Genomic DNA, 11,453 nt, shown 5'->3' on the forward strand with positions numbered 1-11,453 from the left:
TCCAGTTTATGAACCAACGGGAGTACTGAGTTTATTTGTTTTTAGTGGTTTAGGTTTATATCGGTCATGGCAGTGTAAGTTAGAGAAAAAGAAATAAATATCATTTCCAGGACTTACGCACGCTTCACCTTGAAAACCCGATATGTATGGGCGAATGGCATTCGCCCTCACTTGATACTTAAATTTAACTCAAAATTGGTACAGCTAAAGATTCATACATTTCACTAGAAAAAGGTTGAAAATCATCATGTTTGACTATTAAATGACAAAGCAATCTCATTTGTAATGGCGCTGGTGGTAGATTTACCCGTTCTAATATTACTTTAACTGCATCAGGATACTTTTTCAGTAGGGGAAAAACATCATTTAATAAATATCGAGGGCAAAAACCTAAAAGGTAAAAATCTTTGGTGCGTAGCATTAAAGCATCTCGGTCAAAACTGTTTTGTGCATCGTGCATTAAATACAAAGTTTCTCCTACCTCTAATTTTTTGATTCTGTCAATAGTTTCAGGCGCCATATATCGTAAACCATGAGTAAAAAAATATAGATGATAAACACCATTTTCATCTTGTTCTGGGTAAGGAAAAACTTCATAATTATCTGTTACTTTTTTACCTCCGCTACGAGACAATAAAACCATAGGGTCATCTTCTGTTTCTGAGAGATTTTGCCAACTAATAAAATCTGGGTAATCTGGTCGCGTTTTCTTCATAATTCTATGAGAAAATACAGGCAATAATTCCTGAGAGCGATAAACTTTATCAAATTCATTTAAAGACCAAATACCAGCAAAACCACAATCTTTCTTGGCTTTTTCTGCACCTTTCAAGTAAACAAATTCATACCAACCATTTTCATAAGTTAAGCGACCTACTGGAAACCAAGCACGAGTAACGGGGTCTTGCCAAGCTAAAAATAATTTTTTCATTGCAAATTTTCTCTTATTTGTAAAAGTCTATTTTGATTAATTTTCAGAATTTATTGAGCAAATTCAATAGAAATTTCAGAAATATAATTTTTAGGTATTCGTTCAAATAACGATAAAGTATCTTTTGCTGATATATTCGCTAAATTTTCAAGCCAAATTAGAGCAGCTTTGGGATATATTTGTGCTGCATTTTTAAATACATCTAGTGTCAACATAGGTTTGTTATCTCCTATTTTATCATACATTGCCGATTTTGATTTTGCTAAATAATTTTTAACAGCTTTACTATTGATTATATTCTTCTTTTTGGAATCTAGTAATTCTCTACCTAGACTAGATGCGTGGTCAAATGTTGGTGCTAAATGTACTGAATTATTCATAATAAATCCCCAATTTTCGTGATGCCTATCGGTGTTACCTATCCAAGCATCTAATAATAAGTAACCAACAAAAGTTTCTATTGCTGTTTCAATACCTTGAGGAGGTTTCCAGTTTAAAGGTAATTTAATAGGCATAGGATTATTGGCGATCGCCTCAACTACAATATCAAGAGTATGTTCAGACACTCTGTAATTATTAGAACTAAATTCGGGATAACTTTCGTCTATTTTTACTAAAATTTGGTTGCCAAGAATAAGACTGTTATTGTCTGATACAAAGGAAGGAGAAATTGTGCCTAAATTGTCTTTCCAAATTGCTAGTTCATAATGTGCATGAGGTAGGTTTAGTAACTCACATAATTCTGATGTTATTTTTTCTGCCCAAGCTTCTCCAGTATTAGGTCTAGCTTTTTTATATAAGTAGTTAATTTCATCCTCGCAATACCAATATTTTTCCTTAGTTCCTAATTGTTCATTTTCTGAGATTGAATCTTCTGAAACTTCAATAATTTTAAATAAATCGGACATTATTAGTTAGTTATTTTTAATCTAAGATGATTTACGCTGAGACGGTATAGATAACGCTCAATACTATTGTACAATAATTTTTAAACTCTATAGATAGTAGCTGTGCATAAGTGGTATCTAACTAATTTTAAATATCAATTAAAGCTTTTTTTGTATTTTTTTTATTTATAAATAGACATCTTCAAAAATAAAAAATCTAATTAATTCTTATCAATAACTTATTAATAACTTCCCCCTATTTACCATTCTATACTACCTATTATCTCTTTTCTGGAGATGTCTAATAAAAAACAAAATCATTTCTGTAGGTCATTATTGGTAATAAATGTTATACTATAAACTTAAACAATAACTCAAGTGATTTTGGGCAATATTTTAATACTCAAATTAAAAAATATTGCTTAGAACATTTTTGTAAACTGAGGTACACCCTGAAGCGAGTAAGATGCACGGTTCCCGAAAAATCGCACTGGGAACATTTAATTTTTAAGATCGGGCACGCGGGCAAGATTCTCGCACTTCATAATACCTGGAATTTGCTCTAACAAATAACTTTTAACTAATAAAATGACCAAAAATTTCGATTTCCAAGAAGAATACGACATCATCGTAGTAGGCGCCGGACACTCGGGTTGCGAAGCCGCCCTTGCTTCCGCACGCCTAGGTTGCCACACCCTCTTACTAACTCTCAACCTCGATAAAATTGCCTGGCAACCATGCAACCCCGCTGTTGGGGGACCCGCAAAATCTCAACTTACTCACGAAGTCGATGCTTTAGGTGGAGAAATAGGCAAAATGGCAGACCGCACTTATCTGCAAAAACGCATTCTCAATTCTTCTCGCGGACCTGCTGTTTGGGCGTTACGCGCTCAAACTGACAAACGGGAATACGCGACTGTTATGCGTAATATTGTCGAAAATCAAGAAAACCTCCGAGTTCGGGAAAGTATGGTGACAGACTTGGTTTTGGGAGACAACGACGAAATTATAGGAGTAGAAACTTACTTCGGTGTCGCTTTCAAATGTAAAGCTGTTATCCTCACTACCGGAACATTCCTCGGTGGAGTCATTTGGGTAGGCAATAAATCTATGCCAGCAGGTCGCGCCGGAGAATTTCCTGCTATTGGTCTGACTGAAACCCTGAATAAACTTGGTTTTGAAACCGGACGCCTGAAAACGGGTACACCTGCCAGAGTTGACAAACGCTCGGTTGACTACACCGATCTAGAACCGCAACCAGGGGATGAAAAAGTGCGTTGGTTTAGTTTCGATCCGGAAGTTTGGGTGGAACGGGAACAGATGTGTTGTTATCTCACCCGCACTACTCCAGAAACTCACAAATTAATTCGCGATAACTTGCATTTGTCTCCTATTTATGGTGGGTGGGTGGATGCGAAGGGTCCCCGTTATTGTCCGAGTATTGAGGATAAAATTGTGCGGTTTGCTGATAAGAGTAGTCATCAAATATTTATTGAACCGGAAGGTCGTGATATTCCTGAACTTTATATTCAGGGGTTTTCTACTGGTTTGCCAGAGAAATTGCAATTACAAATGTTGCGGAGTTTGCCTGGTTTGGAAAATTGTGTGATGTTGCGACCTGCTTATGCGGTGGAATATGATTATTTGCCTGCGACTCAATGTTATCCGACGTTGATGACTAAGAAAATTGAGGGGTTATTTTGTGCCGGTCAAATTAATGGTACAACTGGATATGAAGAGGCAGCAGCTCAAGGTTTGGTGGCGGGAATAAATGCGGTTCATTTTGTTAAGAATAAGGAGATGATTATCTTTCCCAGGGAACAAAGTTATATTGGTACTTTGATGGACGATCTATGTACCAAAGATTTGCGAGAACCCTATAGAATGTTGACAAGTCGTTCGGAATATCGTTTAATTTTACGGTCTGATAATGCTGACCAAAGACTAACTCCTTTGGGTCGAGAAATTGGTTTAATAGATGACCGTCGGTGGGAGTTATTTGAGAGGAAGCGAACTAATATTAATGGGGAAAAAGCTCGGTTAAAATCAACTCGAATTAAAGAATTAGAAGAAGTAGCTATTAATATTGTTGCCGATACTCAGACAAGAATTAAAGGTTCGATTACTTTGGCAGATTTGTTACGCCGACCTGGTTTCCATTATGTAGATTTAGAAAAGTATAATTTGGGGAATTTAGATTTAAAATTAGTGGAAAAAGAAGGAGCAGAAATTGATATTAAATATTCCGGTTATTTGCAAAGACAACAAAATCAAATCGACCAAATAAGTCGGCAAGAAAATCGGAAGTTACCTGCTAATTTAGATTATTTTGCTATTGATACATTGTCGATGGAAGCGCGGGAAAAATTGTCAAAAGTTCAGCCTTTAACTATTGGGCAAGCTTCTCGAATTGGGGGAGTAAATCCAGCAGATATTAATGCTTTGTTGGTTTATTTGGAAGTGCAATATCGACTTGTGGAAGTTAAAAGTTAAAAGTCAAAAGTCAAAAGTTAGAAGCTTTTGTAGGGTGCGTTTCACTGCGTGACATGAAAATGAAATGTAACGCACCGAATATTATGGAAGAGGCGGTGCGTTACGCTTTCCTGCGGAGTGCTGCGCAAACCCTAACACACCCTACTAGACTCTCCTGTAATCCTTGTTTCTTTTGGATAATTATAAAGATATTCTAATACATTATTCATTTTAGGACAGCATATATATAATTGGTCACTAGAATTTTACCTTTATTTTTATTTTGGAGGTATTTAATGAACCATTTACCTGCCATCGCAAAATCTGCTACTAATCTGGAGGAGTTCCAGCAAAAGTTAGCTAAATTGGATTTAGAACCAATTATTTTCAAAATCACTCATCCCAAGGAGGACAAGGGTTGGACTTTAGAAAAAGCGGATCGAGTTGCCGAACTTTATAAACAATTTCTGACCTTGATGTTTTTATGTCCTAATGCTGAAGTTTTACCAACGACTGAGATAGACGATTTTTGGCATTATCATATCCTGGATACTGCGCTCAGATCGTAATATTCATCCCACACAAAATCGCGTACTCTCTTTAGCTGAAGCTTCCAAATTACATACTATTTCAGATTTTAATTATCAATGGGGACCTTTGATTTGGAAAAACAAAAAAATTAAGCAAGCATCAGATAGTTTAATCAGAGAATAAATCGGCGAAAGTATTCCACCCAAATTTATGTATTTGCTCGGTCAACATTTAATTAATATTACTGAAAAAAATATTAATACAACTCCAAAAGAAAATCCTTTACAGCTTGAACTATTTTCTTTAAGTAATTTTAGTTGTTAATTCCTAACCTTTTAAATAACTGAATATAATCTTGTAAATCAGGCAATATCTGTTCCAGAGAATAAGGGTTAATTTATGGTAACTGAAGTTCTGATTTTGCTTGAGCAATTTTTCTAGCTTTGCCATAAAGATAATTAAGTCGTTCAGCTAAATAATTCCGTAGAGAACAATGCACCCTAGCTTCGTAAGGGGGGAATGTTTGTTGTGAGTTTGTATTCTAATTGAGTCCGAAAAGCAAAAATTTATCCACGCCAATGCCTAGAGTTATTAGCTCTTTCTTCCTCCCAATATTGATAAAGTAGTAAATGTTAAATAATTAAAGTCACCAAACTTTCAACAGCACTTTTTTCACTTCTACCGAATGCTTCTAACTCTTCAATTAAGTTCTCATAATCTAGGTTTTCTAATTGACGATTATTTAGTAGTTTGATTGTTTCTTCTAATCACAGGAAATAATCTTCTTCATACAGTAATTTTAGATCGGTAATTTTATTAACCATGTTTTGTATGTATTTGTGAAAAAGTTAGCGATCGCTCAACAAAAATTTCAATAATTTATCGAAATGACCGTTTAAATTTTGGGGTTAAAACAATTTCTCTGACGATACGGCTGATGCCACGCTTCGCGATCGCTACAATCTCTTAATATCCTAACCTTACTTTTTTTAGTTGAATAAAAAGTCATGATTAGGGGCAAACAACCCCCACTAATTTAATACTATCACAATTTTTTTGAGGATGCAATGAGAAATCCTTCCGCGCGCCGATTTTTTAGAAGCTTCACGGGATGACATTTTTAGTGGTGAGGAATTATAGGTGGCAATAATGGAAAAGATATTAATTTAACGATGCGAGAAATTTGGCGGTGATCTATAATTTTTGATTTTTGTAATTTTTGTATTTTTGATAGCTGAGAAAATCAGTGAATTTCGTGGAGTGGAAATTTTGGGTACAATAGGGACGGATATTGCTAGGCAAGGTTGAGACGATCGCTAGAAAAAATAGACAATTTTTCTAGAGAGGTTCACAGAATAAAAATTCTTGTAGTTTTTGAGTAATGGATGGGAATAATAGAGAAGAGATTAATTTCATTATTAGATATTTAGTTGCTTGGGCAATTGGGTAAATCAAACACAGAAATGGTAACTATTACAACTCTAACCTTTGAACTTAGCTCACCTTCTAATGAATCATTCCCCACCAGAAAAAATTATTCGATCTAATAGTAAATATACTCAATTAATTTAAAACATATAGAATCAAGAGAAAATACTAATGCTCAAAGAAGCTTACTAGGAATAGTAATAAGTCATCAAATTGTCTGCATAATTAAAGAACAAACTAAAGTTGCAGGAGTAATAACAAAATATCTATGCAAGTTACTATATTTTTGCAATGAAATAGGTTAATTTTGTCAGATTAAAATTGTTTCCTATGACAAAAGCAATATTCCTCGGCCACCTTGGCAAAACCACTTGTTTAATTGCTTGAAAAAAAGTCAGTCACAGAATATGAAAAATTTTCCAGATTTTACTAATTACGGTTATCAAATTAGTCAAGAACTAGGGCGTAATTTACAAGGTGGAAGGATTACATATTTAGCTTCCTCTATCACTTCAAATCGACAGGTTGTAATTAAGGAATTTAGATTTGCTCTTGCTGATGGAAGTTGATCAGCTTTTAAGAATTATCAACGGGAAATTTCAGCTCTCAAACAATTAAAACATTCTCAAATTCCTTATTATTTAAATTCTTTTGAAACTGAGTATGGGTTTTGTTTGGTAACAGAATATATTCATGCTCCATCTTTGGCAGAAAGGCATATTTTTACTCCTGAAGAAGTGAAACAAATTGCTATTTCAGTTTTGGGAATTTTGGTATATTTGCAAAATTTTCAACCTCCAATAATTCATCGGGATATTAAACCGGAGAATATTTTAGTGGATGAAAATTTGTAGGTTTATTTGGTGGATTTTGGTTTGGCAAGATTGCGAGGTGAGGAGTTGGCTTTAAGTAGTATTGCAGCGGGAACTCCAGGATTTATGCCACCGGAGGAAATGTTTAATCTACCTTTGAGTAATGCTTCTGATTTATATAGTTTGGGGGCGACTTTAATTTGTTTGTTGACGGGAACTAGGAATGTGGAAGTTGATAGGTTATTGGATGAAGATTATAAGTTTAAGTTTGAAGATTTAGTAAATCAAATTCCAGCAAGTCACACTTTGGTAAAAAATTTTTCACAACGCTCTAACTTTTGTACTTGTTTATAACCACTACCAATAGGTTGTCAATAAACCTCCAAACATTCCTCATTAATATCTACCAACCAAACCTCAATTACATTATTTTCTGCATCAAGAGGAACTTTAACTTCACGGTCGAATTGAATCGTACTATCTGCCACTTCAATTACCAAAAATAAATCCTGAGACTGGGGATGTCCTGATTAATAAAAATCTGCTTTTGGTTCTAACAAAGCTATATCTGGTCATGGTTCAGAATAATCATCTAATTCAACAGGGTTTTGAACGCTGACTAGAGTTAGATCGTCTAACTTTTGAGAAAATAATTTATTTAAACGATTTACACAAGCTGCATGGTGACAACCTACTGGGGACATTTTGAGAATTTCTCCTCTTATTAGTTCTACTCGCTCATCTTCTTTCAGGATGCCTACTTCAGGCATTTTGTTATATTCTTTGACGTTAAATTGTCGTTTTCGCAGTTGGACTGACATGGCACACCATTTTTTGAGATTAGCATTCTATAGGAAAGCGGAATTGAGTTCTATATGAATGCTTCACAGAATGAAAATATCTCTGGCATTGCTCCTGTGGAAGATTCCGAAAAATCCTTTGGCACGACTAATTTTCCGATAACTGATAACTGATTTAGGTGTGTCATGGCACTACAAATTTTGCTGATAACCGATAATTGATAACTGATAACTGATAACTGATAACTGAAATGACCACTCCTGAAAATACCATCCGCATCAGAGGTGCCAGACAACATAACCTCAAAAACATCGACCTAGAACTCCCACGCGATCGCCTCATTGTGTTTACAGGAGTCTCTGGCTCTGGCAAATCCTCCCTCGCCTTCGACACAATTTTCGCCGAAGGGCAACGTCGCTACGTCGAATCCCTGAGTGCCTATGCCCGACAATTTCTCGGACAGCTCGACAAACCAGACGTAGACTCCATCGAAGGATTAAGCCCTGCCATTTCCATCGACCAAAAATCCACATCCCATAATCCTCGCTCCACAGTCGGCACCGTCACAGAAATTTACGACTATCTGAGATTACTATTTGGTAGAGCAGGAGAACCCCATTGCCCAATTTGCCACCATAATATTGCTCCCCAAACTATTGATGAAATGTGCGACAGAATTATGGCTCTTCCAGACCGCACGAAATTTCATATCTTAGCTCCCGTGGTTCGAGGCAAAAAGGGGACTCATAAGAAACTTTTGTCTAGTTTAGCTGCTCAAGGATTTGTTCGTTTGAGGGTTGATGGAGAGGTTGTAGAAATTGCTGAAAACATCAATTTAGATAAAAATTATACTCATACTATAGAAGTAGTGATTGACAGACTTATCAAAAAGCCTGGGATAGAGGAGCGTTTAGCAGATTCTTTGAATACTTGTCTACGTCAATCTACTGGAATTGCTTTAATTGACGTATTAAATAACACATCAGTAAAAATAGGGGCAGTGCCTACAAAAAATAAGTATAATCTAAATCCAGAAAAAATGGCAACTTCAGCTAATTCTAAATCTGGGAATAATTCGGCTAATTCCAGTCAGGAACTAGAAGTAGAAATGGAAAAGTCTCAGACTCAAATAGTCTTTTCGGAAAATTTTGCCTGTCCGGAACATGGAGCGGTGATGGAGGAATTGTCGCCGCGGCTCTTTTCTTTCAACTCCCCCTATGGTGCTTGCCCGACCTGTCACGGCTTGGGTAGTTTGAAGCAATTTTCCCCGGAGTTAATAGTACCCGACCCTAATGCACCTTTATATTCAGCGATCGCTCCCTGGTCGAATAAGGAAAATCCCTATTATTTTTCTCTTCTTTATAGTTTGGCTGAAGCTTATGACTTTGAGATAGAAACTCCCTGGAATAAATTGAGCAAGAAAGAACAAAAGTTAGTGCTTGAAGGTAGCGACGAACCTATCTGGATGGAAACGAAAAATGGAGAAGGAGATTATCGTTACTACCCTGGAGTTATCCCGACTTTGGCAAAGCAATATGAGGAAACTGGTTCAGATTTAATCAAACAAAAATTAGAACAATACTTAGTCAATCAAACCTGCGAAACTTGTCAAGGAAAAAGATTAAAGCCAGAAGCACTTTCCGTAGAAGTCGGGCAATATAAAATTATCGACTTTACAGAAGTTTCAATTCGAGAATGTCTAGAAAAAATCAATAACTTACAACTGAGCGATCGCCAGGCAAAAATAGCAGAATTAGTATTGAGAGAAATCCGAGCCAGACTAAATTTTCTTTTGGATGTTGGCTTAGATTATCTAACATTAGACCGAGCAACAATGACACTTTCTGGAGGAGAAGCACAAAGAATTAGATTAGCAACACAAATCGGTTCTGGCTTAACAGGAGTTCTCTACGTTTTAGACGAACCAAGTATCGGTTTACATCAGAGAGATAACAATCGCCTCTTGCAAACTTTAACCAAACTTCGCGACTTAGGAAATACATTAATAGTTGTAGAACATGACGAAGAAACTATTAGAACTGCCGACCATATTATTGATATAGGTTCCGGAGCAGGAGTGCATGGCGGGCGAATAATTTCTCAGGGAAATTTTCAGACATTATTAGCAACAGAAGAGTCACTAACAGGTGCTTATTTATCCGGCAAAAAATTTATTGCCACCCCATCCGAAAGAAGAGCAGGAAATGGCAAGTCTCTACTACTGAAAAATTGTCATCGAAACAATCTCAAAAATATAGATATAGAAATTCCTTTAGGAAAACTTGTCTGTATTACTGGCGTTTCTGGTTCAGGAAAATCCACCTTGATGAACGAATTACTTTATCCAGCTTTGCAAAATCATCTCAGTCGTAATATTCCCTTTCCCAAAGACTTAGAAAAAATCAAAGGATTAAAAGCAATAGACAAAGTAATCGTAATCGACCAATCACCTATTGGCAGAACTCCCCGTTCCAATCCAGCAACTTATACAGGAGTGTTTGATGTAATTAGAGGAATATTTGCCGAGACTATCGAAGCAAAAGCTAGAGGTTATAAACCAGGGCAATTTTCCTTTAATGTCAAAGGTGGCAGATGTGAAGCTTGTAGCGGACAAGGCGTGAATGTAATTGAAATGAATTTTCTGCCAGATGTTTATGTGCAATGTGAAGTTTGTAAGGGTGCAAGATATAGTAGAGAAACTTTGCAAGTGAGATATAAAGATAAGTCAATTGCTGATGTTTTGGATATGACTGTGGAGGAAGGTTTGGAAGTATTTAAAAATATTCCAAGGGCGGCGAGTCGATTACAAACTTTGGTAGATGTGGGATTAGGTTATGTGAAATTAGGTCAGCCTGCACCGACTCTTTCTGGTGGGGAAGCTCAACGAGTAAAATTGGCTTCTGAATTGTCTCGGCGAGCGACGGGAAAAACTATTTATTTAATAGATGAACCGACTACTGGTTTATCATTTTATGATGTTCATCAGTTATTGAATGTTTTGCAAAGATTGGTAGATAAAGGAAATTCCATTGTAGTGATTGAGCATAATTTAGATGTGATTCGTTGCGCCGACTGGGCAATAGATTTAGGTCCGGAAGGAGGAGATAAAGGAGGAGAAATTATTGTTTGTGGAACGCCGGAAGAGGTGGCAGAGAATTTTCAGTCTTATACTGGGAAATATTTGCGAGAAGTGTTGGAAAAGTATCCGCCGAAAGTTGAGGAAAATTGAGATTTACTGAAGTTTGAAATTTTTGCCAGTTCTCTGAGGAGATGAAAATTTCACTCTTATATAGATAGTCGAAAATTTGTCAGAGACTTTTCCCAGATATCTGCTCTATCTAGAGGAAAGTAGATATTTTCTGAAGTGGAGCAACTGCCTCTTACCTACCCTCAACTTTTTGCCAGTTTTCCTCACAGATGAAAATTTCACTTCTATATATATGTAGCCGAAAATTTGCCAGAGACTTTTCCCAGATATCTGCTCTATCTAGAGGAAAGTAGAGATTTTCTGAAGTGGAGCAACTGCCTCTTGCTTCCCTTTGAGTTTTTGCCAATTCTCTGAGGAGATGAAAATTTCACTCTTATATAGAT

The 11,453-nt window shown here is 36.2% G+C and carries 7 protein-coding genes and 2 pseudogenes; 5 read left to right on the plus strand and 4 right to left on the minus strand.

Features of this window, described 5'->3' with window-relative positions; genetic code table 11:
- Nucleotides 1-184: 184 nt before the first annotated feature.
- Together F6K13_RS01400 and F6K13_RS01405 are read right to left on the minus strand one after the other, a co-directional pair.
- On the minus strand, nt 185-931 hold the full coding sequence (locus tag F6K13_RS01400; RefSeq protein WP_124145477.1) for an HIRAN domain-containing protein: 747 nt from the start codon (nt 929-931) through the stop codon (nt 185-187).
- A gap of 50 nt (nt 932-981) precedes the next feature.
- Nucleotides 982-1,839, minus strand: coding sequence for a HipA-like protein (locus F6K13_RS01405; protein WP_124145478.1), 858 nt, complete (start codon nt 1,837-1,839; stop codon nt 982-984).
- Nucleotides 1,840-2,406: 567 nt separating this feature from the next.
- Between F6K13_RS01405 and mnmG the strand changes: the two genes are divergently transcribed.
- Together mnmG and F6K13_RS01415 are read left to right on the plus strand one after the other, a co-directional pair.
- Entirely contained in the window at nt 2,407-4,311 is a 1,905-nt protein-coding gene (gene mnmG / locus F6K13_RS01410; protein ID WP_124145479.1) for a tRNA uridine-5-carboxymethylaminomethyl(34) synthesis enzyme MnmG, read from the plus strand.
- 275 nt (nt 4,312-4,586) lie between these two features.
- Complete coding sequence (locus F6K13_RS01415) at nt 4,587-4,859, plus strand: hypothetical protein (RefSeq protein WP_124145480.1); 273 nt, start codon at nt 4,587-4,589, stop codon at nt 4,857-4,859.
- 594 nt (nt 4,860-5,453) lie between these two features.
- Here F6K13_RS01415 and F6K13_RS34830 read toward each other — a convergent pair.
- Nucleotides 5,454-5,576, minus strand: coding sequence for a DUF29 family protein (locus tag F6K13_RS34830; RefSeq protein ID WP_205127400.1), 123 nt, complete (start codon nt 5,574-5,576; stop codon nt 5,454-5,456).
- Between the two features lie 1,056 nt (nt 5,577-6,632).
- On the opposite strand from F6K13_RS34830, the gene F6K13_RS01420 reads away from it, so the two are divergent.
- Both F6K13_RS01420 and F6K13_RS01425 read left to right on the plus strand, forming a co-directional pair.
- Entirely contained in the window at nt 6,633-6,818 is a 186-nt protein-coding gene (locus F6K13_RS01420) for a hypothetical protein (RefSeq protein WP_287286702.1), read from the plus strand.
- Between the two features lie 21 nt (nt 6,819-6,839).
- Nucleotides 6,840-7,415, plus strand: a pseudogene (locus F6K13_RS01425) (serine/threonine protein kinase); the annotation flags it as partial.
- 17 nt (nt 7,416-7,432) lie between these two features.
- On the opposite strand, the pseudogene F6K13_RS01430 reads toward F6K13_RS01425, so the two are convergent.
- A pseudogene (locus F6K13_RS01430) lies at nt 7,433-7,882 on the minus strand (Uma2 family endonuclease).
- A 230-nt stretch (nt 7,883-8,112) separates the two neighbouring features.
- Between F6K13_RS01430 and uvrA the strand changes: the two are divergent.
- Entirely contained in the window at nt 8,113-11,091 is a 2,979-nt protein-coding gene (gene uvrA / locus F6K13_RS01435) for an excinuclease ABC subunit UvrA (protein WP_124155050.1), read from the plus strand.
- Nucleotides 11,092-11,453: the final 362 nt, after the last annotated feature.

Source organism: Okeania sp. SIO2B9 (assembly GCF_010672505.1).
Classification (GTDB): domain Bacteria; phylum Cyanobacteriota; class Cyanobacteriia; order Cyanobacteriales; family Microcoleaceae; genus Okeania; species Okeania hirsuta.

What these genes read in the sequence shown, in the direction of transcription:
- F6K13_RS01400 (WP_124145477.1), bottom strand. Translation starts at nt 931, where the DNA reads ATGAAAAAATTATTTTTAGCTTGGCAAGACCCCGTTACTCGTGCTTGG.
- mnmG (WP_124145479.1), top strand. Translation starts at nt 2,407, where the DNA reads ATGACCAAAAATTTCGATTTCCAAGAAGAATACGACATCATCGTAGTA.
- F6K13_RS01405 (WP_124145478.1), bottom strand. Translation starts at nt 1,839, where the DNA reads ATGTCCGATTTATTTAAAATTATTGAAGTTTCAGAAGATTCAATCTCA.
- uvrA (WP_124155050.1), top strand. Translation starts at nt 8,113, where the DNA reads ATGACCACTCCTGAAAATACCATCCGCATCAGAGGTGCCAGACAACAT.
- F6K13_RS01415 (WP_124145480.1), top strand. Translation starts at nt 4,587, where the DNA reads ATGAACCATTTACCTGCCATCGCAAAATCTGCTACTAATCTGGAGGAG.